This window comes from Nocardia sp. CWNU-33 (assembly GCF_046764895.1).
In the GTDB taxonomy this organism is placed as follows: domain Bacteria; phylum Actinomycetota; class Actinomycetes; order Mycobacteriales; family Mycobacteriaceae; genus Nocardia.
Genome location: NZ_JBKOQN010000011.1, coordinates 40106 through 64531, shown reverse-complemented (window position 1 = coordinate 64531; position 24426 = coordinate 40106). Strand labels below are relative to the sequence as shown.

At 65.7% G+C, this 24426-nt stretch carries 20 protein-coding genes and 2 tRNA genes; 18 read left to right on the top strand and 4 right to left on the bottom strand.

From position 1 onward, the window contains the following. Positions 1-265: 265 nt before the first annotated feature. The 9 genes from ACLMAL_RS17190 (at position 266) to ACLMAL_RS17150 (ending at position 9879) form a co-directional block, all read left to right on the top strand. Positions 266-1168 carry a TIM barrel protein gene (locus tag ACLMAL_RS17190; RefSeq protein WP_411999973.1) on the top strand — a complete coding sequence of 301 codons (903 nt, stop codon included), beginning with the start codon at positions 266-268 and terminating at the stop codon, positions 1166-1168. Positions 1169-1188: 20 nt separating this feature from the next. Next, positions 1189-2205 (top strand): sugar ABC transporter substrate-binding protein, encoded by a 1017-nt coding sequence (locus tag ACLMAL_RS17185; protein WP_411999972.1) that lies wholly within the window; start codon positions 1189-1191, stop codon positions 2203-2205. A gap of 16 nt (positions 2206-2221) precedes the next feature. After that, positions 2222-3274, top strand: a complete 1053-nt coding sequence (locus tag ACLMAL_RS17180; protein WP_411999971.1) for an ABC transporter permease — start codon at positions 2222-2224, stop codon at positions 3272-3274. Then, positions 3271-4056, top strand: a complete 786-nt coding sequence (locus tag ACLMAL_RS17175; protein WP_411999970.1) for an ATP-binding cassette domain-containing protein — start codon at positions 3271-3273, stop codon at positions 4054-4056. The genes ACLMAL_RS17180 and ACLMAL_RS17175 overlap by 4 nt, the downstream gene beginning before the upstream one ends. Positions 4057-4177: 121 nt before the next feature. After that, the gene (gene iolC / locus ACLMAL_RS17170; RefSeq protein WP_411999969.1) at positions 4178-5116 is read left to right on the top strand and encodes a 5-dehydro-2-deoxygluconokinase; all 939 of its coding nucleotides are present in this window, start codon (positions 4178-4180) and stop codon (positions 5114-5116) included. Further along, the gene (locus ACLMAL_RS17165; protein WP_328404290.1) at positions 5107-6000 is read left to right on the top strand and encodes an aldolase; all 894 of its coding nucleotides are present in this window, start codon (positions 5107-5109) and stop codon (positions 5998-6000) included. Before iolC ends, ACLMAL_RS17165 begins: the two co-directional genes overlap by 10 nt. A gap of 370 nt (positions 6001-6370) precedes the next feature. Beyond that, positions 6371-7258, top strand: a complete 888-nt coding sequence (gene iolB / locus ACLMAL_RS17160) for a 5-deoxy-glucuronate isomerase (RefSeq protein WP_411999968.1) — start codon at positions 6371-6373, stop codon at positions 7256-7258. Between the two features lie 249 nt (positions 7259-7507). Beyond that, positions 7508-9391 carry a 3D-(3,5/4)-trihydroxycyclohexane-1,2-dione acylhydrolase (decyclizing) gene (gene iolD, locus ACLMAL_RS17155; RefSeq protein ID WP_411999967.1) on the top strand — a complete coding sequence of 628 codons (1884 nt, stop codon included), beginning with the start codon at positions 7508-7510 and terminating at the stop codon, positions 9389-9391. A 104-nt stretch (positions 9392-9495) separates the two neighbouring features. Further along, complete coding sequence (locus tag ACLMAL_RS17150) at positions 9496-9879, top strand: VOC family protein (protein ID WP_411999966.1); 384 nt, start codon at positions 9496-9498, stop codon at positions 9877-9879. Here the strand turns inward: ACLMAL_RS17150 and ACLMAL_RS17145 are convergent. Continuing rightward, positions 9876-10061 carry a hypothetical protein gene (locus tag ACLMAL_RS17145; RefSeq protein WP_411999965.1) on the bottom strand — a complete coding sequence of 62 codons (186 nt, stop codon included), beginning with the start codon at positions 10059-10061 and terminating at the stop codon, positions 9876-9878. The two genes, ACLMAL_RS17150 and ACLMAL_RS17145, sit on opposite strands and share 4 nt — an antisense overlap. A 586-nt stretch (positions 10062-10647) precedes the next feature. Between ACLMAL_RS17145 and ACLMAL_RS17140 the strand changes: the two genes are divergently transcribed. Next, the gene (locus tag ACLMAL_RS17140) at positions 10648-11421 is read left to right on the top strand and encodes a TetR/AcrR family transcriptional regulator (RefSeq protein ID WP_411999964.1); all 774 of its coding nucleotides are present in this window, start codon (positions 10648-10650) and stop codon (positions 11419-11421) included. 366 nt (positions 11422-11787) lie between these two features. Further along, a complete protein-coding gene (locus ACLMAL_RS17135) occupies positions 11788-11991 on the top strand; it encodes a cold-shock protein (RefSeq protein ID WP_040693519.1) in 204 nt (67 codons plus the stop codon). Between the two features lie 74 nt (positions 11992-12065). On the opposite strand, the gene ACLMAL_RS17130 is transcribed toward ACLMAL_RS17135, so the two are convergent. Continuing rightward, the gene (locus ACLMAL_RS17130) at positions 12066-12713 is read right to left on the bottom strand and encodes a dihydrofolate reductase family protein (RefSeq protein ID WP_411999963.1); all 648 of its coding nucleotides are present in this window, start codon (positions 12711-12713) and stop codon (positions 12066-12068) included. A 122-nt stretch (positions 12714-12835) separates the two neighbouring features. Here ACLMAL_RS17130 and ACLMAL_RS17125 point away from each other — a divergent pair, with 122 nt between their 5' ends. Continuing rightward, on the top strand, positions 12836-13330 hold the full coding sequence (locus ACLMAL_RS17125; protein WP_411999962.1) for a winged helix-turn-helix transcriptional regulator: 495 nt from the start codon (positions 12836-12838) through the stop codon (positions 13328-13330). A 449-nt stretch (positions 13331-13779) separates the two neighbouring features. Here the strand turns inward: ACLMAL_RS17125 and ACLMAL_RS17120 are convergent, their stop codons facing one another. Continuing rightward, the gene (locus ACLMAL_RS17120; RefSeq protein ID WP_411999961.1) at positions 13780-14613 is read right to left on the bottom strand and encodes a DNA polymerase beta superfamily protein; all 834 of its coding nucleotides are present in this window, start codon (positions 14611-14613) and stop codon (positions 13780-13782) included. Between the two features lie 822 nt (positions 14614-15435). On the opposite strand from ACLMAL_RS17120, the gene serA reads away from it, so the two are divergent. Both serA and ACLMAL_RS17110 read left to right on the top strand, forming a co-directional pair. Further along, the gene (gene serA, locus ACLMAL_RS17115; RefSeq protein WP_411999960.1) at positions 15436-17034 is read left to right on the top strand and encodes a phosphoglycerate dehydrogenase; all 1599 of its coding nucleotides are present in this window, start codon (positions 15436-15438) and stop codon (positions 17032-17034) included. 724 nt (positions 17035-17758) lie between these two features. Further along, complete coding sequence (locus tag ACLMAL_RS17110) at positions 17759-18766, top strand: 3-isopropylmalate dehydrogenase (protein WP_328404270.1); 1008 nt, start codon at positions 17759-17761, stop codon at positions 18764-18766. A 1219-nt stretch (positions 18767-19985) separates the two neighbouring features. Here the strand turns inward: ACLMAL_RS17110 and ACLMAL_RS17105 are convergent. Beyond that, positions 19986-21182 (bottom strand): MFS transporter, encoded by a 1197-nt coding sequence (locus ACLMAL_RS17105; protein WP_411999959.1) that lies wholly within the window; start codon positions 21180-21182, stop codon positions 19986-19988. A gap of 401 nt (positions 21183-21583) precedes the next feature. Between ACLMAL_RS17105 and ACLMAL_RS17100 the strand changes: the two genes are divergently transcribed. From ACLMAL_RS17100 to ACLMAL_RS17085, 4 genes are all read left to right on the top strand, one after another. Further along, positions 21584-22360 carry a fumarylacetoacetate hydrolase family protein gene (locus ACLMAL_RS17100; protein WP_411999958.1) on the top strand — a complete coding sequence of 259 codons (777 nt, stop codon included), beginning with the start codon at positions 21584-21586 and terminating at the stop codon, positions 22358-22360. A 116-nt stretch (positions 22361-22476) separates the two neighbouring features. Next, on the top strand, positions 22477-23964 hold the full coding sequence (gene gltX / locus ACLMAL_RS17095) for a glutamate--tRNA ligase (RefSeq protein ID WP_411999957.1): 1488 nt from the start codon (positions 22477-22479) through the stop codon (positions 23962-23964). A gap of 120 nt (positions 23965-24084) precedes the next feature. Next, a tRNA-Gln gene (locus tag ACLMAL_RS17090) sits at positions 24085-24156 on the top strand. Between the two features lie 148 nt (positions 24157-24304). After that, a tRNA-Glu gene (locus ACLMAL_RS17085) sits at positions 24305-24377 on the top strand. Positions 24378-24426: the final 49 nt, after the last annotated feature.

Here is a 24426-nt window from a genome sequence, read left to right as displayed (position 1 = left end):
CGCCTCCGTTCCGCGTGTGGTGATCCGTGCAGTGTCGGACGTTACAAGGTCGGCGCGCGCTAATCAATAGAGCGCTCTAATTGGACATTCTTCACTTCATCGGCGCTGCCAGTTTGTCCTGGTTGGCGACATATTCGCAGGTCGCAGCGATATCCTGGCCAACGATGCCGTACTTGACACACTATGACCCACGTTACATAGTTGGAGCGCTCCAATAGTTCGGAGCGTTACACGTCGATCGACACCGAAGGTCGGAGAAGTCCCGATGACCGAACCTCTCTACCCGCTGCGTATCGCAGCCGCGCCAATCTCCTGGGGAGTCTGTGAAGTCCCCGGTTGGGGACACGTGCTCGACGCACGGACCGTCCTGACCGAGATGGTCACCCTCGGGATCTCCGCGATGGAGCTCGGCCCACCCGGCTATCTACCGCAGGATCCGGTCGAATTGCGCTCGCTGCTGGACGGGTTCGGCATCAGCGCGGTCGGCGGTTTCCTCGCACTCGCGCTGCATCAGGATGCGCCCAGCGCCGTCGAGACCGCGCGGAAGACCGCCGAACTGTTCGCCGCGACGGGCGCGGAGGTGCTCGTCCTCGCGGCCGCGACGGGACTCGACGGGTACGACACCCGGCCGTCGCTCTCGGATGCACAGTGGCGCACCCTCGTCGAAACCGCCGCCGCAATCCGCGATGTCGCCGCTGAGCACGGCCTGCGCACCACGCTGCATCCGCACGTGGGCACCTACGTCGAGACCGCGGCGGAGGTCGAACGCTTCCTCGCCGACTCGGAGCTCGACATCTGCCTCGACACGGGCCATCTGCTCATCGGCGGCACCGACCCGGTCGGCCTTGCGCAGCGAAATCCCCACCGGATCGGGCACATTCATCTCAAGGACGTGCGCAGTGCGCTGGCGGGCGAAGTACGCAGTGGCGCACTCGAATACAGCGAGGCGGTCCGGCGCGGGCTCTATGTCCCCCTCGGTGCGGGCGACGTCGACGTCGAAGCTCTCGTTCGCAGCGTGCACCAGGCGGGATACCAGGGCTGGTACGTCATCGAACAGGACACCGCTCTCGGCCGGGACGCCGGTGCACAGCTGCCGAGCCGGGATACCCTCCGCAGTCTGCGCCACCTCGCGGGCATCGGCGCCGCACTGACATCGGCTCGAATCTAGTGGGGAAAGTGATGACAACGATGTCTCTACGAGCACACCGCCTCGCACCCGGCATCATGTCGTGGTGGCGTGGGTCGCGGCGCATCCTGCCATGGGTTGCGGCGACCGCCGTCCTCGCGGCCTGCAGCGGACCGGGCACCGACGCCCCCGCCTCGACGCAATCACCCATTGCCGCAGGCACATTGAACTCGGTCGCAGTGGTTACGCACGGCAGCCCCGGCGATGCCTTCTGGAATGTCGTCAAGAACGGGGCCGAGGCGGCGGGCAAGGACCTCGGAGTCCGCGTCGAGTACAACTCGGCGGGCGATCCGGGACAGCAGGCGAAACTCATCGACAACGCGGTCGCACAAGGGGTGGACGGCCTCGTCGTATCAATGGCGAATCCCGAAGCGCTGCGGCCCTCCATCGAAAAGGCAGTCACGGCGGGCATTCCGGTGGTGACCGTCAACTCGGGTGAGAGCGAGAGCGCCAAGTTCGGTGCAATCGGTCATGTCGGGCAGAGCGAGTCGCTGGCCGGGCAGTCCGCAGGCAAGCGGCTGGCCGATGCCGGACGCAAGAAGCTGCTCTGCGTGATCCACGAGGCGGGCAATATCGGCGCCAATCAGCGTTGCGAGGGCGCCACCAAGGCATTCGGCAACGGGTCCACGCTGCAGGTGGACATCAACAATCCGACCGACGCACAGTCCCGCATCAAGGGCGCATTGGAGGCCGACAGATCCATCGACGCGGTGCTGACACTGAATTCACAGGTCGCCGCGCGTGCAGTGGATGCGGTGCGGGAATCGCAGTCGGCCGCCACGGTCGCGACGTTCGATCTCAATACCGATGTGGTCGACGCGATTCGAGCGGGCAAGCTGCTCTTCGCGGTGGATCAGCAGCAATTCGAACAGGGCTATCTGCCGGTGGTGCTGCTGCAGCTGTCCCGGACGAACCTGAACCTCGTCGGTGGTGGCGCACCGGTGCAGACCGGCCCGGCCTTCGTCGACAAGAACAACGTCGATGCCGTCGCTGCGCTCGTGGCGCAGGGCACGCGGTGAGATCGGAGTGGATCACATGAATACTGCCACAAAAACTTCCGAGGTCACCGTGAGTGAGCCGCCGGAGGGTCCCTCGCTGTTCCAGCGACTGATCGTGCGACCGGAGATCGGCGCGCTCCTGGGCGCGCTGCTGGTATTCGCGTTCTTCTCGATCATTACCGACCGGTTCCTCAGCGCACTCGGCATCGCGACCTGGCTCGACGATTCCTCCACGCTCGGGATCATGGCCGTCGCGGTGGCGCTGCTGATGATCGGCGGCGAGTTCGATCTGTCGGCAGGCGTGATGACCGCCTCCACCGCATTGGTGACCGCGTTGCTCGCGGTCAACGCGGGGTGGAATGTCTGGGCGGCCCTGTTGGTCTCGCTGGTGTTCGCGCTGACCGTCGGTGCGTTCAACGGCTGGCTGGTAATGCGCACCGGGCTGCCGAGCTTCATCGTCACCCTCGGCGCTTTCCTTGCGCTGCAAGGTCTCAACCTCGGTGTCACCCGGCTGGTCACCGGAACCGTTCAGGTGTCGGGCATTCGCAGCGCCGACGGCTACAACTCGGCGGGCTGGGTGTTCGCATCAACCTTGAATATCGGTGACACCCACCTGCAAGCCTCCGTCGTCTGGTGGATCGTGCTGACGGCGATCGCCGCAGTTGTCTTGGTGCGCACCAAGTTCGGAAACTGGATCTTCGCGGTGGGCGGCTCGCTGCCGAGCGCCCGCGCTGTCGGTGTCCCCGCGGATCGAACGAAGATCGTGCTGTTCATGACCACCGCGTTCGCGGGCTGGGTCGTCGGCTCCTGCAGCATCCTGCGGTTCGCCAGTGTGCAGGCCAATCAGGGTGTCGGGTTGGAGTTGCATTACATCATCGCGGCCGTGGTCGGCGGCTGCCTGCTGACCGGTGGGTTCGGTTCGGCGATCGGCGCCGCACTGGGTGCGCTGATCTTCGGTATGGCCCGCCAGGGCATTGTGTTCGCCCGTTGGGACAGCGACTGGTTCATGCTGTTCCTCGGCGTGCTGCTGCTGGCTGCTGTGCTGGTCAACAATAGATTCCAGAAGCGAGCCGAGAGGGTACGCCGATGACTACTCCACTGATCGAAGCGATCGATATCGGCAAGAGCTACGGCGGCGTCGTCGCGCTGCGGGATGTCACCACGGTGGTGAACGCGGGAGAGGTCACCTGCATCCTCGGCGACAACGGTGCGGGCAAATCGACCCTCATCAAGATTCTGGCCGGTGTCCATCAGCACGACCGCGGCGAACTCCGCGTCGAGGGTGAGCTCACCCGATTCGCCTCGCCCCGAGAGGCTTTGGACCGTGGCATCGCGACGGTGTATCAGGACCTCGCCGTCGTCCCGCTGATGAGCGTCTGGCGCAACTTTGTCCTCGGCTCGGAGCCGACGGCCGGATACGGTCCGCTGCGGTTGCTCGATCGACGCAAGGGACGCGAGATCGCGCGACAGGCGTTGGCGGACATGGGGATCGAAATCCGTGATATGGAGCAGCCGGTCGGCACCTTGTCCGGGGGCCAACGACAGTGCGTCGCCATTGCCCGTGCTGTGCACTACGGGGCCAAGGTGCTGATTCTCGACGAGCCGACCGCGGCCCTCGGTGTGAAACAAGCCGGTGTGGTGCTGAAATACGTTGTGCAGGCACGTGATCGCGGGCTCGGAGTCATCCTGATCACTCACAATCCGCACCACGCCTACCCGGTCGGCGACCGGTTCCTGCTGCTCAAACGGGGTGCGATGCTCGGCTCCTATGAGAAATCGGAGATCGATGTCTCGGAGCTGACCCGCCAAATGGCGGGCGGCGCGGAGCTGGACGCGCTCCAGCACGAGCTAGAGCGTGTGGTGACGCCGTGACGGCTATCCGAATGTCGGTCGATGTCCCCGGCGCGCGAAGGAGCGCGGTGACAAGAAATGTCACGAGCGGCCCGATCAGGATCGTGCGTCCGACCGCTGCTACACGACAGGCGGTGGCGTTGTGACCGGACTGGAAGCACTCACCATCGGACGAGTCGGCGTCGATCTGTATCCACAGCAGAGCGGCGTCGGACTGGCTGAAGTCGAGACCTTCGCAAAGTTCTTGGGCGGCACCGCGACCAATGTCGCGGTTGCCGCCGCTCGACTCGGCAGGCGCACCGCCGTGCTGACCAAGGTCGGACCGGACGGCTTCGGCGGTTTCGTGCGCTCGGCGCTGACGGGCTTCGGCGTATCGGCCGAGTACGTCACGACCGCGCCGAATCTGTTGACCCCCGTGGTCTTCTGCGAGCTCGACCCGCCCGCCGACCCACCGCTGTTATTCTACCGCGCGCCCATCGCCCCGGATCTCACCATCGAGCCGGACGAGGTGCCCTGGGATGTGGTGGATGACGTTGCGCTGCTGTGGGTTACAGGCACCGGCGTGAGCGCGGAACCGGCCCGTTCCACCCAGCGATCCATACTCGAACGCCGTGCCCGCCGCGGGCACACGGTGCTCGACCTCGACTATCGGCCGATGTTCTGGCCGGACGAGGCGACAGCGCATACCGAGATCAGCTGGATGCTCGACCACGTGAATGTGGTGGTGGGCAACCGCACCGAAGTGCAGGTGGCAGTCGGCACCGTCGATCCGGACGAGGCAGCCGACCGACTGCTGGCCCGCGGTGTGCGGCTGGCGGTGATCAAGCGCGGCGCCGAGGGTGTGCTCGTCGCGACCGAATCCGGACGCTGGTCGGTGCCGCCGTGCCCGGTCGAGGTGATGTGCGGGCTCGGCGCGGGCGATGGGTTCGGTGGCGCTTTGATCCACGGTCTGCTGTCGGACTGGGATCCGCAGCGGATCGCCACCTACGCCAACGCCGCAGGTGCGTTGGTGGCATCGCGACTGGCGTGTGCCGACGCGATGCCGACGAACGCCGAGATCGAGGAGGTGCTGTGTATCTGACCGATGAGCGCTGGCAGGAACTACTGCGTGTGCGCGCGACCGACCCGGCGGCGATCGAACGGGCCTATGCCAAGCGGCATCGACGTCCAGGTCTGTTGTCGGAGAAGGAAACACTCTTCCTCGTCGCCGCCGACCATCCGGCGCGTGGCGCGCTCGGCGTCGGCTCGGATCTGACGGCGATGGCGGACCGTCGCACGCTGCTGGAACGACTGCTCGTCGCGCTGGCCCACCCGGAGGTGGACGGTGTGCTCGGCTCCCCGGACGTGGTCGAGGAACTACTGCTGCTCGACGCGCTGGACGACAAGATCGTCATCGGCTCGATGAACCGCGGTGGTCTGGCAGGCGCGGAGTGGGAGATCGACGACCGCTTCACCGGATACGACGCCGACGCACTGGTCCGCTTCCGCCTCGACGGCGGCAAAATGCTGCTGCGTCTCGTCGACTCGGACGCGGGCACCATCCCGACGCTGCACGCGTGCGCACAAGCTGTTTCGGAGCTGGCGGGACACGGTCTGATGGCGATGGTCGAACCGTTGCCCTACCACCGCGACGCCGCGGGCGCCCTGGTGATGAGCAGGGATGCGCCCGCGCTGGCCAGAGCGATCACGGTAGCGTCCGGCCTCGGCGTCACCTCCGCCTATACCTGGTTGAAAATCCCTGCGCCGCAGGACTTCTCTGTGCTGGATGCGACGACGCTGCCGGTCGTGGTGCTCGGTGGTGCGCCGTCGGGCGACCCGGCCGCCGATCTCGCCTCCTGGGGTGGCGCACTCGGCCACGATGTGGTCCGCGGCCTTGTTGTCGGCCGCACGCTGCTCTATCCACCGGACGGTGACGTCGCAGCCGCAGTGGATGCGGCCGCCCAGATCCTGAAAGAGGCGCGATGAATGCCTCCCTCGTCGCCCTTGGTCGCGGTACGTGCGGCGACCTGGTGATGAGTCTGTCCGAATGGGGCGGCCGGCTCGGCGACGATTCGGTCATCGAGGTGGCACCGGGTACGAGTGTGCGGGGTTGTCAGGTGGCCGCACCACCCTTCGCCGGGCGGCGAGGTCACGACGTCAGGAGAAACAGCGGTCCAGGTCCTGAAGGAGGTCCGATGATCACGCCTGGGGGCGAAACGCCAACGCCGCGTCACTCGAGCCCGGCGATTTCAGCGGGGGACGTTCCATGGCTGCGGCAACGGTCGTGTGGGGCTGTCCATCAGGTGCCACTCGGCAAAGAGGCTCGGTGGCAGTGGCGGGCCGGGCGGGAGGTGCGATGAATCTGCATCGGCGAGCCGGGACGTTGAGCGACGGGGTGGATCCGGTGTTGCTCAACGTGGAAGCGGCGGGATGGACTTACGCCGGGCTGCGGGTCCTGCGGTTGGGGGCGGGGGAGGCGCGTGCGGTGCACACGGGGGAGTACGAGGCGTTCGTTTTGCCGTTGGCGGGGTCGTGCACGGTGCGGGTGGACGGTCTGGAATTTGTCTTGAACGGCCGGGATTCGGTGTTCACGCGGGTGACCGACTTCGCCTATGTGCCACGTGATGCCGAGGTCGAGCTGTCGACGGTGGATGGCGTCGAGGTTGCGCTGCCGATGGCGCGGTGCGGGAATCGGTTGGCGCCGAGATATGGTCCGGCGGAGCAGGTTCCGGTCGAGGTGCGTGGTGCGGGGCCTGCGACTCGGCAGGTCACGAGCTTCGGCGTACCCGGGGTATGGGATCACGCCGACAAACTCAACGCATGCGAGCTGATCACCCCGGACGGCAACTGGTCCTCGTACCCGCCGCACAAGCACGACGAGGCGAGCGAATGCGAAGTGGTCAATGAGGAGATCTACTACTTCCGCATCGCGGGGCACGACGGGATCACTACGTCCGGCGCGGGTTTCGGCATGCATCGGACCTACACAGCCGACGGCGCGCTGGAGGAGAACGTAGTAGTCCGCGATGGCGACGTCTTCCTGGTGCCACGCGGCTACCACGGACCGTGCATCGCCGCCCCCGGCTATCCGATGTACTACCTCAACGTGCTGGCAGGGCCGGCCCCCGAACGCTCGATGGCCTTCTGCGACGACCCGGCGCACACCTGGGTGCGCGACAGCTGGGCGGGACAGCCGACCGACCCCCGCTGTCCGGTCACCGACCACGAAGGCCGGTGCCGATGAATCCGCCCATTGCTGGGGCGCTCACCGGCCCTCCGGCCGACAGGTGCGAGGCAATGTTGGCGATTCATGTGTGCGGTTCGTCCCATCGACCCCGCCGCACGGTCACCGCTCACGAAGGGCTCCGCTCATGAAACTAGTTGTGGCGCAAGTATCGCGGAGCCATGAGGCCGCGCGATCTTCTGATAAATCCCCTGGCAATGGCCGTGGCTATCCGCGTTGCGTGGCGGCCGACCTCGAAGGACGGAGCGCATGAAGCTGACCGCGGCCCAAGCGTTGGTGGCGTGGCTGATCGCCCAGCGGTCGGAGACCATCGACGGGCATGAAGTGCCCTTGTTTCCAGCAGTGTTCGCGATATTCGGGCATGGCAACGTGCTCGGCCTCGGTACCGCGCTGCAAGAGCGCCGCGACGAGATGCCGGTCTGGCGTGGACACACCGAGGAGGGGATGGCGTTGGCGGCGGTAGGACTGGCCAAGGCGACCCATCGGCGGCAGGTCGGGGTTGCGACCTCCTCCATCGGGCCGGGCGCACTGAACATGGTGACGGCGGCCGGTGTTGCGCATGCGAATCGGCTTCCGCTGCTGCTGCTTCCCGGTGACACGTTCACCACACGCGCGCCGGATCCGGTGCTGCAGCAGGTGGAGCATTTCGGCGACGGGACGCTCACGGTGAACGACGCCTTTCGGGCCGTGAGCCGCTATTTCGATCGAATCACCCGGCCCGAGCAGTTGCTCGCAACGCTGCCCCAGGTGGCGCGGGTCCTCACCGACGCGGCTGATGCCGGGCCGGTGACACTGGCGCTGCCGCAAGACGTCCAGGCCGAGATCTACGACTTTCCGGAGTCGTTCTTCGAACCGGTCGTGCATCGCGTGGTCCGGTCCCGCGCGGATCAGCGATCCCTGGCCGATGCCGCTGCGGTGCTGCGGGCGTCGTCGCGGCCGCTGCTGGTGCTCGGCGGCGGAGTTCGCTACTCCGGAGCGGCCGCAGAAGCGGTGGAACTCGCTGAGCGGCACGGGATCCCGATCGTCGAGACGACGGCGGGCCGCACCTTGATCCCGCATCAGCACCCCCTGTATGCCGGACCGCTCGGCGTCACCGGCTCGGCTTCGGCCAACACGATGGCCGGCGCGGCCGACCTGGTGCTCGCGGTGGGCACCCGGCTACAGGACTTCACGACGGCGTCCTGGACGGTGTTCGCCCCCGACGCCACTCTGATCACGATCAACGCGGCCCGCTTCGACGCTGTCAAACACGGCGCGCTCGCGGTCGTGGGTGATGCCGCTGCGGCGCTCCGGGATCTCGCTGTGCAGCTCGACCCGAATACGCTCGGGCAGCACGAGATTCGACGCTCAGGTGACGCCGACGCCGAGTGGCGAGTCGATGCCGACTGGACGGCACGAGCGGCCGCGGTGCGCACCGAATGGGACGCCCACATCGACACGTTGCGCGCCCCGACCACCGGCCTGCCCACCTACGCCCAGGTGGTCGGCGTCGTCAACGAGCTGAGTGGGCCGGACGACTACGTCATGACCGCCTCCGGCGGCCTGCCCGGCGAACTCGTCGGCGGCTGGCGCGCCACCGGCGGCGCACCGACCATGGATGTCGAATACGGCTTCTCCTGTATGGGATACGAGATCGCAGGCGCCTGGGGCGCGGCAATGGCACACGACGGCCTGGTCACCACCATGCTCGGCGATGGTTCCTATCTCATGCTGAACTCCGAGCTGTTCTCGGCGGCCTTCGCCGGCCACCCGCTGGTCGCCATCGTTTGCGACAACGACGGCTACGCGGTGATCGCCCGGCTGCAGGAAGGCCAGGGCGGCGAACCGTTCAACAACTTCTACGCCAACTGCCGCACCAACCACGCCGAACCACCACGAGTCGACTTCGCCGCCCACGCGCGCGCCCTGGGCTGCGCCGTATTCACGGCCACCGACCTGGACGAGGTCCGCGACGCCTACGCCGAGGCCCGCACCGCCGCCCGCGACGAGTCGCGCCCGACCGTGCTGGTGGTGCGCACCGAGCCGTGCGCATGGACCGAAGCCGGAGCCTGGTGGGAGGTCGGTGTGCCGGAGCACCTCTCCGGCCGAGCGGCGTACGAGGAATCGAAGGCGCGCCAGGTGCGGTATTTGTAGTCGGCAGTGCAGGCGGTGCCGGTCGTGCGCCCGCAACTGGCGATCGGCGGTGACACCGGACGAAAATATCCGTTCGGGTCGGTTCGGGCGGGTAGCCTCCGCCTATGGGCCCCCTTGCGGATGCCGAAGTTGTCGCTTTTGTGCCGTCGTCGGACCTGACTCGGTCCGGCAAGTTCTTTGCGGAGGTCCTCGGTCTGACGATCGTGGAGGCGACGTTGTATGCGGTGGTCGCGCGCGGTGCGGGCACGACGGTCCGCATCACCCTGGTGAACGAGCTTGCTCCGCAACCGTTCACTGTGCTCGGCTGGGTTGTGCCCGACATCGGCCGAGCCGTCGCCGATCTGACCGAACACGGGGTGGTGTTCCTCCGCTACCAGGGGATGCCTCAGGACGTCGTCGGGGTGTGGGCTTCGCCGAGTGGTGACAAGGTTGCCTGGTTCGCCGACCCGGACGGAAATGTGCTGTCCCTGACCGAGTTTGCCGGCTAGCTGGTTACCGGTGCCTGCTGAGGTGTTGTCGTCAGTGTGCACCCGACCGCCAGAATCCACAGCATGGTGAGGCCGCCGACGGAGGCCGTCGTGCCCCAGCCGTTCGCCGCATAGAAATCGGCCGGTGTGTTCCCGAAGAACAGCGACGGGACGAACGCGATGTTGATCAGGGCAAGTACCAACGCCGACCAGCCGGCCCAGCGCGGTCCGCAGTATCGCGAAGCCGAAGGTCACGAAGAACAACGTCTCGAGCAGCCGGGAGATCGTGCCGTACAAGATGTAGGTGCCGCTGACCGTGATGGTCGGATCGATCGGTTCCGGCGCTTCGATCACAGCACCGACCTCCAGGCCCATCGAGACGAAGGCGACCGTCAGCCACATCAGTCCCGCAGTGGCGGCGACGGAACCGACCCATGCGTAGTCGGTCTGCTTCAGCAGGTAGCCCAGACCCGACATGAAGGCGACGAGCAGGGTAAGCCCCGTGAGCCCGAACATGCTGCGGGTCAAGACATTCGAGTCGGGCGGCGCACCGTCGTAGACGAAGTACAGCGGCAGTTCGATCAGGGTCAGAACGGCCGCGACGAGACCGGCTATTCCGGTAGTGCGCCGTATTGCGTTGATGTCCATGTGCTCTCGCTTTCGAGGAGTCCCGGATCGGCCGCCGACATCGTCGATAGACCAGATCCGTAGATAGTATATGACTTATACTATAAGTCGCATGTTAAAGTTTGGCGATGCCTTGACCAGTGGAAATGGAGGTTCACGGCGATGTCCGGGGAGAAGCTGCCCGACCAGCTCGTGCGCATGTGGCGGCTGCCGATCGGGCCGCGGCTCGGCCGGCCCGCGGAACTGGACGTGGACCGAGTTGTCGGCACGGCGGTCACACTCGCCGACCGCGCCGGACTCCAGGGCGCGACACTGCCGAAGATCGCTGCGGCACTGGGTGTTACGCCGATGTCGCTGTACCGCCACATCGGCTCCAAAGACGAACTGAACGATTTGATGGCAGACCTCGGCTTCGGCCCGGCGACGGAACTCGCCGTCTCGCAAGGGGAATGGCGCGCGGATCTGCGGCGCTGGGCACTCGCGCAGCTCGAAGTCTTCCGCCGCCACCCTTGGTTGACCCAGTTGCCGATCAGTGGCCCGCCGCGTGGGCCCAACGCGATCGACTGGATGGACGCCGGCCTGCGCGCGTTACGCGCCACAAGGTTGGACTGGGCCGCCAAGGTCGGTGTCATCATGGTCGTCAGCGGCTATGTCCGGCAGGGTTTTGTGCTGGCGCACCAACTCGAACATGGCAGCCGAGCTGCCGGTCTCGACCAGGCGCGGGTCGAACAGAATTATGGCCGTGACCTGGCTCGTCTTGTCGATCCCGACCGATACCCGGATGCCGCACAGCTCTTCGGATCCAATATTTTCCAACCGCCGCCTGTCGTCGAGGGAAGCGACGATCACGATTTCACCTTCGGCCTCGAACTCATATTGGACGGCGTTGCCGCCGCCGTTCTCGACGCGGAGCAGGGGGAGGGCGACGCATCGTGATCCGCCGCGAATCTCATGGGTTCGGTGGCCGCGGCGAGCACACTTTCGTGGCGCCGCGCAGCCGGCGCCTGCCGCACACGGCGCGCCCACGTCCGACGCGGTAATCGTTGTGCGACCGCAACATTGCGATCTCGGACCGGTCTCGAACTAGCCCGTTTGTTGCCTCCGCCCGCCGTCAGAGCCGTTTCCGTGAGATGCGCATCGGACTCGGGTTCGCTACCACAGCGCCCAGGGAACGTCGGTTTACTCACAGTGGGAGGTGTCAGATGTGGAGGAATTCGTCGGATGATGGCATTGTTGACGTCGAGATCGGGCTTATCAAAGTGATCTGCCCGGCTCGCCTACAGGAAGTAAGAAGTAAAGAACATGGCTCAAGGCAGTGTGAAGTGGTTCAACAGCGAAAAGGGCTTCGGCTTTATCGCCCAAGACGGAGGCGGCCCTGACGTCTTCGTGCATTACTCGGCCGTCAGCGGCTCGGGTTTCCGGTCCCTCGAAGAGGGCCAGCGCGTGGAGTTCGAGATCGGCCAGGGCCAGAAGGGTCCGCAGGCCCAGGACGTCCGCGCTATCTGATCAAGCGTGACTTCTGAGAGGCTCGCACCCGGCAGGGGGTGCGGGCCTCTTGCCATATCCGGGGGCGGATCGGCTCAGGAGATTTTGGCGAACTGGACGTGGGTGACGGTGGGGGAGCTCACGATTGACGTGCATTCGTATCCGGGCAGTGTCCCGAGCTCGTCGTAGAGTCGTTCGCCCGCGCCCAGCAGGATCGGGACGACGGCCAGGTGCAACTCGTCCACCAAGCCGGCAAGCAGGAACTGCCGGACGGCCGATGCGCCGCCCGCCAACCGCACATCCGCGCCATCGGCAGCTTTGAGCGCCTGGCGCAACACTTCCTCCGGGGTCTCGTTCACGAAGTGGAACGTGGTGCCGCCCGCCATCGAGACCGAAGGCCGCTGGTGGTGGGTCATCACGAAAGTGTCGTGGTGGTAGGGCGGGTTGTCGCCCCACCAGCCGGTCCATTCGTGGTCTGTCCATGGTCCGCGGATCGGTCCGAACATGTTGCGGCCCATGATGGTTGCGCCGATTCCGACGTCGCCGGCCACGACGAAGTCGTTGTCGATGCCGGTGTCGCCGTCGGCGTCCTCGCCGCCCATCGAGCGACCGTATTTCGTGGCGAACGCCCAATCGTGCAGCCGCATGCCGCCTTCGCCGAGGGGGTTGTCGTGACCTTGGTTCGGTCCTGCGACATATCCGTCCAGGGAGATCGCGAGGTTGTGTACGCGCAGCTTCGGCATGATGACTCCTCCGTCAGGTGATTGCATTTTGCAATCGCTTGTGGAGTACTGTAAGCACAACTGGTTGTATATTGCAATCAGAAGTATCGAGATTCTTTATCGGCATGAGAAGGGAGCACCACATGCGCGACGACGGACGCTCGGGTTGCCCGATCAACGCGACCATCGAGGTGATCGGCGACCGGTGGACGCTGCTGGTGCTGCGCGACGTGATGTTCGGCAACCGGCGATACTTCCGCGAGTTGCTGGCCGGATCCGAGGAGGGCATCGCGTCGAACATCCTGTCCGACCGGCTCAAGCGCCTCGTTGCGGCCGGACTGCTCAGCCGCGAAGACACCCGCCCCGGCCAGAAAGCCGAGTACCGGCTGACCGAACCTGCCATCCAGCTGGTGCCGATCATGGCCCACCTCGGTGCGTGGGGGCTGCGGCACCGGCCGACGACGAAACGCCTCCGAGTACGCGCCGAACTGCTCGAGGAGGGTGGCCCGCAGCTCTGGAGCGAGTTCATGGACGAACTGCGCGAATCACATCTCGGTATCCCGCGGCCCGATCCGAGCGGGCCGCGGGCGACGGAACGACTCGCTCAGGCCTACGCTGCGGCGACCGCCGAATCGTAGTGCCGCACTGCTCGACTCGGACGCGGATGTTGGCGACGTGGCTTGGACGCCGATGCTGCAGGCGTGGCTTCGATGCCGATGCTGCAGGCGTGACTTGGACGCCGATGTCGTCGACGCGATTTCGGCGCCGGTCGTGCAACCTGTAAACCCCGCGTCATTAAGGAACGTTCGTCGACAGTCCGTGCGGCGACGGTGGTGGTCGGACCATCCTGCGGCACGACGTCTCTCGTTGGTCCTGACGCGACCGGCCAGTTCCGGGACCAGCTCCGACCCACCCACACACATACCGCAGCGTGCGCTGCGCACAACTAACCGAGGCGCGCCGACCTGCTCCGGCGGCGGAGCTCCAGTCGCCCCCGGCATCCCATGCCACAGCCGCCCCGGTCCGCGCTACCGCAACCGGTCCCGCTCGCACTCGCCGAACTGGATGGCATCGGAATCTGCGACCTTCAGGAGACCGGCGTTACCTCGGGTGGTGTGACCGCAACGACTTCCTTCTGGAAGAAGTCCGCGGTCACCGCGTGTACGCGCGCCAGGTCGCGGTCCGGGGTCTTCGGGAAAGCGGCTGCGGCGCGGTCGAATTCGGCGGCGATGAAGTCGGCGATCGGCGCGGGAACGGTGCCACTGCCCATTTCGCGGGTGCGTGACTCGAGCTCGGTGAGCTCGGCGACGGTCGCGATGAGATCCGCGGGCAGATCGCACTGCTCCAGTAGTGTCGGCAGATGCATGGGCGCAACGGCAGCGTCGGGATGCTCCCGCAACCAGCGCAGCGCTATCGCCGGGCGGAGCGAATAGAACACCTTCTTCAACGACCGGTGCTTGTCGAACAGCGACCATTGCCTGCTGCCCAGGTGTAGGTAGTGGCGGGCCACCTGGTTGCGATCGGCGACCTCGGTTGCCAAGGCGCGCAGCTCATCACGGAAGCGGGCGTCGCCGCGGTACGCGATCGGCGACATCAACCACTCGATCAACACGGCATTGCCCTTCACCAACAGTCGCAATGCCTTGGCCAGATCCCAGCCGTTCACATCCAGCAGACCGGCCAGCGGAGTCTCGATTACGTCCCTGGTCCGCCACGGCGACAGGTAGGTGTCGAGGTTCGCCACGTAGACGAACCGGCAGTCGTAGTCCGAATCGGGGGAGGGGAAACCCCATGCCCGGCTGCCGCTCTCGATCGCCAACCGCACCGTGACCCGATTCTCCTGCTCGACCCGATCGAGCTCGGCGTCGATGGATCCGACGACCGTCGGGTCCATGGAGTCGGGGATCGCGCGCAGAGACATCCGCCGATGCTATGTGCCGGTGATTGCGCTGTGCGGCCTATTTTCGCTCTGACCGGTTCGAAGCGCCTGCCGAGTGCTCGACCGGTTGGGTCGGGTGCTCGGCGGTGCTGCGGCCGACTTGTCGACTCGCGCTGGATATTTCACGCTGCATGTCGTCCGGCGTGTGTAATCGGCGTGTTCGTCCGAGTTTCCATCGGACGTGAACAGTGGCATTCTCAGGCAATTGCCAAGTTCCCCTTAGGTATTCGCAACATAGATCCTTTGCCAGGCTAATTATGGACATTGAAAACCAGCGTTGACCTGGTACATCGGCATAGGGGCTGCTCAGGATGTTTATGGACGGTTGTCCAGCTCACGATTGAGATCAAAATGTAACCTGGGTCACATTATTGCAGAATTCCGTAACCGGATTTAAGGGAGCCCCGATGTGCATTGTGTTAGCCAGTCAGACTGGATTTCGTTCGACGAGAGGTAAGAAATGATCCCCGTTATCATCGACACCGGTAGTGCCGCCCTGAACGGTCTTCTGAGCACTGGCAGTGCGGCTCTGCACGGCATCCTCAGCACCCTGTGGACCGGTTCTTTCGGCGGCTGAGTAAGTATGACGGTCGATTGACCCGACTTCCAGCAGGCCCCTTGCGCCCATCGGCGCCGGGGGCCTGCTGTATTTCCGGGTCGAGTCGAGCGCGGACATGCCGCTGTGCAGGCTCATCGATCGCACTGACGGCGGCCGCCTGCCGGGGGGTAAAAAGCCGCGAACCCGCGCCCACTAAGCTGAACGGCGGTAATTGCCGCCCCCTTTCTCCCCAGGAGTACTCCACCGTGAGCCAAGCAGGCCGTCCTGTTGTTCTGATCGCCGACAAGCTCGCCCAGTCGACCGTCGATGCGCTTGGTGACGGTGTCGAGGTGCGGTGGGTCGACGGACCCGATCGCCCGGCGCTGCTCGCCGCGGTCCCCGAGGCCGACGCACTGCTCGTGCGCTCCGCGACCACGGTCGACGCCGAGGTGCTCGAGGCGGGCAAGAACCTGAAGATCGTCGCGCGCGCAGGCGTCGGCCTCGACAATGTCGAGGTCCCCGCCGCCACCGAGCGCGGCGTCATGGTCGTCAACGCGCCGACCTCCAACATCCACACCGCCGCCGAGCACGCCGTCACGCTGCTGCTCGCCGCCGCTCGCCAGATCCCGGCTGCCGACGCGACCTTGCGCGAGCGCACCTGGCAGCGCAGCAAGTTCAACGGTGTCGAGATCTTCGACAAGACCGTCGGCGTCGTCGGCCTCGGCCGCATCGGCCAGCTGTTCGCCGCGCGCCTTGCCGCCTTCGAAACCAAGATCATCGCCTACGACCCCTACGTGTCGCCCGCCCGCGCCGCACAGCTCGGCATCGAGCTGCTGAGCCTGGACGAACTGCTCGAGCGCGCCGACCTGATCTCCGTGCACCTGCCGAAGACCCCCGAGACCAAGGGCATCATCGGCAAGGAAGCCATCGCCAAGACCAAGCCGGGTGTGATCATCGTCAACGCGGCCCGCGGTGGACTCGTCGACGAGCAGGCGCTCGCCGATGCCATCAAGTCCGGGCACGTGCGGGCCGCCGGCCTCGACGTGTTCGAGACCGAGCCGTGCACCGACAGCCCGCTGTTCGAGCTGCCGCAGGTCGTGGTGACCCCGCACCTCGGCGCCTCCACCTCCGAGGCGCAGGACCGCGCGGGCACCGATGTCGCCAAGTCCGTGCTGCTCGCGCTGGCCGGTGAATTCGTGCCGGGCGCCGTGAACGTCACCGGCGGCTCGGTCGGCGATTCGGTTGCACCGTGGCTGGATATCGTCCGCAAGCAGGGCGCGCTGCTCGGTGCACTGTCCAACGAGCTGCCGGTCAGTCTCGAGGTTCAGGTGCGCGGCGAGCTGGCCTCCGAAGATGTTGCGGTGCTGGAGCTTTCCGCGCTGCGCGGCGTCTTCTCGGCACTGGTCGAAGACCAGGTCACCTTCGTGAACGCACCCGCGCTCGCCAAGGATCGCGGCATCAGCGCCCAGGTGACCACCGCGTCGGAGAGCCCGAGCCACCGCAGCGTCGTCGATCTGCGCGCGGTATTCGGCGACGGCAGCACGCTGAACGTGGCGGGCACCCTGACCGAGCCGCAGCTGGTCCAGAAGATCGTCAACATCAACGGCCGCAACTACGACATGCGCGCCGAGGGCCTGAACCTGGCCGTCCTGAACTACGAGGACAGGCCGGGCGCGCTGGGCAAGATCGGCACCAAGCTCGGCGAGGCGGGGATCGACATCCTTGCCGCGCAGCTGAGCCAGGATGTCGACAAGGAAGGCGCCACCGTCGTGCTGCGCGTCAACCGTGACGTCACCCCCGACGTCCAGACCGCCATCGCCGAGTCCGTCGGCGCAGGCAAGGTCGTCCAGGTCGACCTGTTCTGATCGATCGGCCGAGGCGCGAGCGATCGTAGTTGTCCCGGCCCTGTCGAGAACCCCGATGCGCGCCGTCACCAATGGTGACGGCGCGCAACGTATGAACGGGCCCACCGAGCGGTGACTGCCTGGAGCAACGCAGCGCGGGCACAAACCGTGCAGCGACGGCCGTGGTCGGTGCGCAGTTGGTGGCGGCTTAGTTGGGTTGTTGGGGCGGTTGCCGGCTACGGCATCCGTGGGCGGTGGTCCGTGGTGCGCAGTTGGTGGCAGCTTCGCCGGGGTTGTCGGTGGTTTGCGGCTATGCACCGTCAGCGATGGCCCGTGAGTGCGGAGCTGGTAGCAGCCCCTCGCCGGATCGTGGGGTGGGCTATGTCTACGGAGCTGCGGGGTGGCTCATGGCGTGCGGAACCGGTGGCAGCCTCGCGGGGTCGTGAGGTGGTGACGTCTACGGAGCCATGAGCTGTGGCCCGTGGCGGATGCGAGCCGGCATCGGATACGTCTCGTCATCATGGCGCTTTGGCCGACCGACCCGCAGCATGACCGCGCCCGACGACGGACCGTCGTGATGCACCAAGTACGGTGATGCTGCTGCTGTTCGCTCGATGGGATACGTGCGGACGCATGGCGTCGGCCCGGGTTCGCGAAGGCATCCGAATATCAGGGCGGGCGCGTACAGCTCGCCGTGAACCCGGCGACGCCGGTGACCGGCAATACTGAACGGAGCATTGTTGTCATGAAGCTTGCTGTCATCCCCGGTGACGGAATCGGTCCCGAGGTCATCGCCGAGGCACTGAAGGTGCTCGACGTGGTGGTGCCCGGCGTCGCGAAGACCGAGTACGACCTCGGTGCCAAGCGCTACCACGCGACCGGTGAGATCCTCCCGGATTCGGTGCTGCCGGAGCTCAAGCAGCACGACGCGATCCTGCTCGGTGCGATCGGCGATCCGTCGGTGCCCAGCGGTGTGCTCGAGCGCGGGCTGCTGCTGCACACCCGGTTCGCGCTGGACCACCACGTGAACCTGCGGCCGTCGAAGCTGTATCCCGGGGTGACCAGCCCGCTGTCCGGCAATCCCGACATCGATTTCGTCGTCGTGCGTGAAGGCACCGAAGGGCCGTACACCGGCACCGGCGGCGCGATTCGGGTGCGGACCCCGCATGAGGTCGCCACCGAGGTCAGCACCAACACCCGCTTCGGCATCGAACGCGTCGTGCGCTACGCCTTCGCCAAGGCACAGGCCCGCCGCAAGCACCTCACCCTGGTGCACAAGACCAACGTGCTGACCTTCGCCGGTTCGCTGTGGCAGCGCACCGTCGACGAGGTCGCCACCGAGTTCCCCGACGTGCAGATCGCCTATCAGCACATCGATGCCGCGACCATCCACATGGTCAACGACCCGGGCCGCTTCGACGTGATCGTCACCGACAACCTGTTCGGCGACATCATCACCGACCTCGCGGCCGCGGTGAGCGGTGGCATCGGCCTGGCAGCCAGCGGCAACATCGACGCCTCCGGCACCAACCCGAGCATGTTCGAGCCCGTACACGGCAGCGCCCCCGACATCGCCGGCCAGTCCAAAGCCGACCCCACTGCCGCCATCCTGTCGGTCTCCCTACTGCTCAACCACCTCGGCAATACCGAAGCAGCCACCCGGATCGAGTCCGCAGTAGCCAAGGACCTCGCATCCCGCACCGGCACCGCCTCCACCACCGAGGTCGGCGACCGAATCGCCGCCGCAGTCTGACCAACCTCCCACCCCCCGCGCCGAAACCAGGCGCGGGGGCTGCGTGTCTCCCTCCACTTTCCGCCGAGCGGCACGCGGCAGGGAGTCCTCTCCACATTCGCCGCACCCACGTCCCGTTCGGGGTGCGTCTCCGCCGATTGGTGCACGGTGGGCTTGCCGGTGTGCCGTAGTCATGTGCCGCTCGTGAGCGTGTCGCCGCTGAGGTGGTACACGACGTTGGCCCGCCCTGCCATCTGCTGCAGCCCTGTGCCCGTAGGTGTGTCGTACTGAGCGGCACTTGGTGGTGCGTCTCTTGGTGCTTGCCACGTCCATGCGCCATTCGTGGGTGCGTCGTCGCCGAGTGGTACACCACGGCGGAGGTCTCGGTGTTTCCCGCAGCCATGTGCCACCCCGCGGCGGGTTGGAGATGTGGAACCCAACGATGGCCGGTGGTGTGAAGGTTCGGCGACGATCTTCACGCTGAAAGCTGTGGGCCTGCTTGCGCGAGTTGCGGAAAAGAAAGCCGGGTGCCCACATGACTTGCCCCGCATTGCCCGGGTAAACCCTTGGAGGGCAACGGAACTGGGCAGCGCGCTCCGGGGTTCGAAGGGTTTGTGAACGCCGCCACCGCCGGTCTTTACGCTGGAAGCCGTGTGCCTGTCTGCTCGAGTTGCGGAAGAGGAAGGCGGGGAACCCCACTCGACGTGCCCAGCATTGCCCGGGGGTCCGTGGAGGGCACCCGAAACTGGGCAGTGCCTGCCTGGTCGAGTTGTGGAAGCGGAAGTCGGGTACCCACTCGACGTGCCCAGCACTGCCCGGGTGGACCCTTGAAGGGCACCCGGAACTGGACAGCGTGCTCTGGGGTTCGAAAACCGAGCTCGCTTCTCTTAGTGCAGCGCCGCCAACTGGTAAGCGGAGCTTGGGTGGCGTGCCCCAGGTTGGGAACGTGAGGTCAGCTTCCAGCGGTGTTCTGGGCAGTGCTGGGTGCGTCGTGTGCCGTACCTGGCTTTCTCTTCCGCAGCCTGGGCAGGCAGGCACATGGCTTCCGGCGTGCGGGCTGGTTGTGGTTGCGTTCCATACACTTTCGGTATCGAGGGTAGTGAAATGGCGGCTGTCTGAGGCGGTGTGAGCCACCATTTCTCTCACGTCGATCTGAGCAGGCTGGGTGTGGTTTCCGGTGTGAGGACTGCTGGCTTTGTTCCAGTGATTTGGTTGTGCAGGTGGTGAAAGTGGTGGTCCCTCAGGGGTTTCGGGACTGTTGTTCGGTTCGGTGGTTAGTGGGGACCAGTGGGATGGCGGCTGCTGCCAGGACTGCTGCGGCCAGGTAGGCGGTGGGGAAGCCGGTTGCGGTGATGAGGGCGCCGAAGGCGGGTGGGATGGCGGCCATGGCGAGGTTTTGGCCGGTGTTCTGGATGCCCAGGCCGCGGCCGCTCCAGTAGGGGCCTGCGATTTCGGCGACGGCGGTGAAGGCAAGTCCGTTGTCGGCGACTGTGATTACCGATGCCGCGATCAACAGGGGGATGGCTGCCCACCAGGAATGTGTCCATGCGGTCAGAGCCAGGCCGGTCATGGCGAGCACGGCGGCGATGGCGACGGTGCGCAACGGACCCAGTCGGCTGCCGACTCGATCCGACCAGTGACCGGCGCCGATTCTGCCGAAGGCGCCCAGGATTTGGGTTGCGGTGACCAACGCGCCCGCGGTCGTCAACGACCAGCCGACATCGCGGTGCAGCCACAGCAACGCGAAAGTCCACACCGTGCCCTGCGGTACACACAACAGCACGGATACCGCGTGGATGCGCCACAGGGTGGAATCACCACGATAGGGATTGGCCCGATCGGCTGCTCTGCCCTCGGGGCGGGGTGGGTCGATGATCCAGATCAGGCAGCCGATGGCGGCGGCGCCCGCCATGACGGTCGGAACCAAGATGGCGACCGAAATCCCGTGTGCCGCAGCGACGGCGGGGATCGCCAGCGCGCCGACACCGACACCCAACGGCTGTGCGGTCTGCCGAATCCCCATCGCCAGACCACGCCGATGCGGCGGAAACCAGCCGACAATAACGCGGCCGCTGGCGCCGTTGGTGCTTGCGGCGCCGATGCCGCCCAGGAACAAGAGGATACCGAAGACGACGTAGTTCGACGCTGTTGCGGCGGCGGTTCCCGCCGCGAGCATCAGCAGTGGTCCGCCGACCAGCACCTTGCGCTCGCCGATGCGATCGACGATGTAGCCCCAGGCGATCAATGTGCAGACCAGCCCGACCGTGGGCATCGCCACCAGCAGGCCTGCGGTGGCCAAGGGCATGCCGCGCGCGGTCAGTGCGGGCAGCAGGAACGGAACGCCGTGGATGAAGACCGCGCTCGAGGACTGTGCGAAGACTCCGAGGCCGAGCATGGACCACCGTCGGACCTCGCGGATCTGCGTCACGGTAGCCATCGGCCTCACCTCTGAATCTCATAATGTGGAACTTCGTTCTCACTAAATGAACATCGGGTCTTACCGTACACCCGGTCGGCAACCCGATTTCGGGTTCGTGCTGTCGATCGGGTCACACGGTCGCGGTCCCCGCGCGAGCAAAATGCCGTAAGCATCGCTACTGACGCACCTGCGACGGAGCCGGTCTCACCAGCGACCGTCTGTGGCCCGGTCGCGTTCGAGCAGCCCGAAGCGCACGCGTCGCAGGGGTGAGCCTTGGCTGCTGGGCTGCAGGCCCGTTCGCTGAGTGGTTCGGCCGCTCGGTCGTGAGCCTCCTGGGTCGCGAACACGCTGTCGCAGGCGCCGCAGATCCGGTGCAGGCGCGTTCGGGCAGGTCGAAGGTGGTGGATAGACTGCGGGTCATGCGTCTAGGTCGAGTTGCCAGTCCCGATGGGGTCGCTTTCGTCAGCATCGAGGGAGAGGGAAGCGACACCGTCGCCAAGGAGATTGCGGAGCACCCGTTCGGTACGCCGACGTTCACCGGGCGGAGTTGGTCGCTGGCCGACGTGCGCTTGCTCGCGCCGATCCTGGCGAGCAAGGTGGTGTGCATCGGCAAGAATTACGCCGCACACGCGGCCGAGATGGGTGGGCCTGCCCCAGAGGATCCGGTGATCTTCCTCAAGCCGAATACCTCGATTATCGGGCCGAACGCGCCGATCATCTTGCCGCCCAGTTCCTCTCAGGTCGACTATGAGGGCGAACTGGCCGTGGTGATCGGGCGTCCGTGCAAGGACGTGCCCGCAGCGCGGGCCATGGACGTGGTGCTCGGCTACACCGCCGCCAACGATGTCACTGCCCGTGATCAGCAGCGTCACGATGGCCAGTGGACGAGGGGTAAGGGCTACGACACCTTCTGCCCGCTCGGCCCATGGATCGAAACCTCCTTGGACCCATCGAATCTGGAGATCGTGACCGAGCTGGCGGGCGAGGTTCGCCAACGCAGCCGCACTTCGCTTCTGCTGCACGACATTCCGAAGCTTATCGAGTGGGTCAGCACCGTAATGACGCTGCTGCCCGGCGATGTGATTCTGACCGGGACCCCGGAGGGCGTCGGCCCGGTGCAGGCCGGGCAGCAGGTATCGGTGACCATCGAAGGCATCGGCACTCTCACGAATCCTGTTGCGGCTAAACAGCGTTAGCGACCGGATGTCGGTCGCTCGAAAGAGTCCGTCAGCGACTACTTGTAGGTCGCTCGAAAGGGCCCGCAGACGATTGCTTGCGGGGTCGCTCGAAACAACCTCATCGAAAGAGAGCCATGACTGAAGTACGGGTCCGTTTCTGCCCGTCGCCCACCGGGACACCGCATGTCGGCCTCATCCGGACGGCGCTGTTCAACTGGGCGTACGCCCGCCATACCGGCGGAAAATTCGTCTTCCGTATCGAAGACACCGATGCGGCACGCGATTCCGAAGAGTCCTACCGCGCAATTCTTGATGCGTTGCGCTGGCTCGGCCTCACCTGGGACGAAGGCCCGGAGGTCGGCGGCCCGTATGAGCCATACCGGCAGTCGCTGCGGCGTGATTTGCATCTCGATGTGGTGGCGAAGTTGCTGGAGGCGGGAGAAGCGTACGAATCCTTTTCCACGCCTGAGGAAGTCGAGGAACGCCACCGCGCTGCGGGCCGCGATCCGAAACTGGGGTACGACAACTTCGACAGGGATCTGACGCCCCAGGCGATCGAGGCCTACCGGGCCGCCGGACGCCCGGCGGTGATTCGGCTGCGGATGCCCGACGAGGACCTCACCTGGCACGACCTCGTGCGCGGCGAGACCACGTTCAAAGCGGGCACCGTGCCGGACTTCGCGCTCACCCGGGGTAATGGCGACCCGCTCTATACGCTGGTCAACCCGGTCGACGACGCGCTGATGAAGATCACCCATGTGTTGCGCGGCGAGGACCTGCTCTCCTCGACGCCGCGTCAGCTCGCCCTTTACCGCGCATTGCGCCGCGTCGGGGTGGCCGACTTCACCCCCGAATTCGGCCATCTGCCGTTCGTGATGGGGCAGGGCAACAAGAAGTTGTCCAAGCGTGATCCGGAGTCGAATCTGTTCGCCCATCGCGATCGCGGATTCATCCCGGAGGGTTTGCTGAATTACCTCGCACTACTCGGCTGGAGCATCGCGGACGATCACGATGTGTTCTCGATGGCAGAGATGGTTGCCGCCTTCGATATTTCGAAAGTAAATTCGAATCCGGCTCGTTTCGACCAGAAGAAGGCCGACGCGCTGAACGCTGAACATATACGGTTGCTGGAGCATGGTGATTTCGCTCACCGACTGCGTGAGTATCTGACCGAACACAACCACATCGGCGCCGAAATCGATGAGAAGACGTTTGCGGCGGCGGCCGAACTGGTGCAGACCAGGATCGTGGTGTTATCCGATGCGTGGGATCTGCTGCGATTCCTGTTCGCACCCGTAGAAGAGTTCGCGATCGACCCGGCTGCGGGGTCGAAGAATCTCGGTGCGGATGCCACTCCGGTATTGCAGGCCGCTATTGCCGCGCTGGAGCCGTTGGCGCAATGGTCGACGGCCGCAATCGAGGAAGCGCTGAAAACGGCGCTCATCGATGATCTGGGGCTCAAGCCGCGCAAAGCCTTCGCGCCGGTGCGTGTCGCGGTGACGGGTTCACACATCAGTCCGCCGCTGTACGAGTCGTTGGAGCTGCTCGGCCGGGAGGTGACACTGGAGCGCTTACGGTCGGCGCAAGAGTGGACCGCAACGGTGTCAACCGAGTCGGTTTAGCCGAAAACAGGCCGCTGACCAGCCGATTTGTAGTTACCCGGGCGCTGTTTGGTACTCTCTTTCTCGGCCAGGAACACGGCCTCGGAGTCAGCCAGACACGAGGCCGAGCGCCCGGTGCATTGGGGTATGGTGTAATTGGCAACACAGCTGATTCTGGTTCAGCCATTCTAGGTTCGAGTCCTGGTACCCCAGCGGAGTGTGTTGTCGACCTCGGTTCGCGGCCGAAAGATCAACAGCAACCGGCGATTTGGTCGCCGAGCTTCGGCCGGTTAAGCTAGCCGAGCTTCCACTGATCGAAAGATCATACGGATGGTCACCACGAAAGTGGGAGATCAGTCCTGGCCCCGTCGTCTAGCGGCCTAGGACGCCGCCCTCTCAAGGCGGTAGCGCGGGTTCGAATCCCGTCGGGGCTACAACGCGCGAAAGGCCCATGCTCATGGAGAGCATGGGCCTTTCGCGTTT

Bases quoted from the DNA above. Each gene is read 5' to 3' on its own strand.
- ACLMAL_RS17190 (WP_411999973.1), top strand. From the start codon at position 266: ATGACCGAACCTCTCTACCCGCTGCGTATCGCAGCCGCGCCAATCTCC.
- ACLMAL_RS17185 (WP_411999972.1), top strand. From the start codon at position 1,189: ATGTCTCTACGAGCACACCGCCTCGCACCCGGCATCATGTCGTGGTGG.
- ACLMAL_RS17180 (WP_411999971.1), top strand. From the start codon at position 2,222: ATGAATACTGCCACAAAAACTTCCGAGGTCACCGTGAGTGAGCCGCCG.
- ACLMAL_RS17175 (WP_411999970.1), top strand. From the start codon at position 3,271: ATGACTACTCCACTGATCGAAGCGATCGATATCGGCAAGAGCTACGGC.
- iolB (WP_411999968.1), top strand. From the start codon at position 6,371: ATGAATCTGCATCGGCGAGCCGGGACGTTGAGCGACGGGGTGGATCCG.
- iolD (WP_411999967.1), top strand. From the start codon at position 7,508: ATGAAGCTGACCGCGGCCCAAGCGTTGGTGGCGTGGCTGATCGCCCAG.
- ACLMAL_RS17150 (WP_411999966.1), top strand. From the start codon at position 9,496: ATGGGCCCCCTTGCGGATGCCGAAGTTGTCGCTTTTGTGCCGTCGTCG.
- ACLMAL_RS17140 (WP_411999964.1), top strand. From the start codon at position 10,648: ATGTCCGGGGAGAAGCTGCCCGACCAGCTCGTGCGCATGTGGCGGCTG.
- ACLMAL_RS17135 (WP_040693519.1), top strand. From the start codon at position 11,788: ATGGCTCAAGGCAGTGTGAAGTGGTTCAACAGCGAAAAGGGCTTCGGC.
- ACLMAL_RS17130 (WP_411999963.1), bottom strand. From the start codon at position 12,713: ATGCCGAAGCTGCGCGTACACAACCTCGCGATCTCCCTGGACGGATAT.
- ACLMAL_RS17125 (WP_411999962.1), top strand. From the start codon at position 12,836: ATGCGCGACGACGGACGCTCGGGTTGCCCGATCAACGCGACCATCGAG.
- ACLMAL_RS17120 (WP_411999961.1), bottom strand. From the start codon at position 14,613: ATGTCTCTGCGCGCGATCCCCGACTCCATGGACCCGACGGTCGTCGGA.
- ACLMAL_RS17110 (WP_328404270.1), top strand. From the start codon at position 17,759: ATGAAGCTTGCTGTCATCCCCGGTGACGGAATCGGTCCCGAGGTCATC.
- ACLMAL_RS17105 (WP_411999959.1), bottom strand. From the start codon at position 21,182: ATGGCTACCGTGACGCAGATCCGCGAGGTCCGACGGTGGTCCATGCTC.
- ACLMAL_RS17100 (WP_411999958.1), top strand. From the start codon at position 21,584: ATGCGTCTAGGTCGAGTTGCCAGTCCCGATGGGGTCGCTTTCGTCAGC.
- gltX (WP_411999957.1), top strand. From the start codon at position 22,477: ATGACTGAAGTACGGGTCCGTTTCTGCCCGTCGCCCACCGGGACACCG.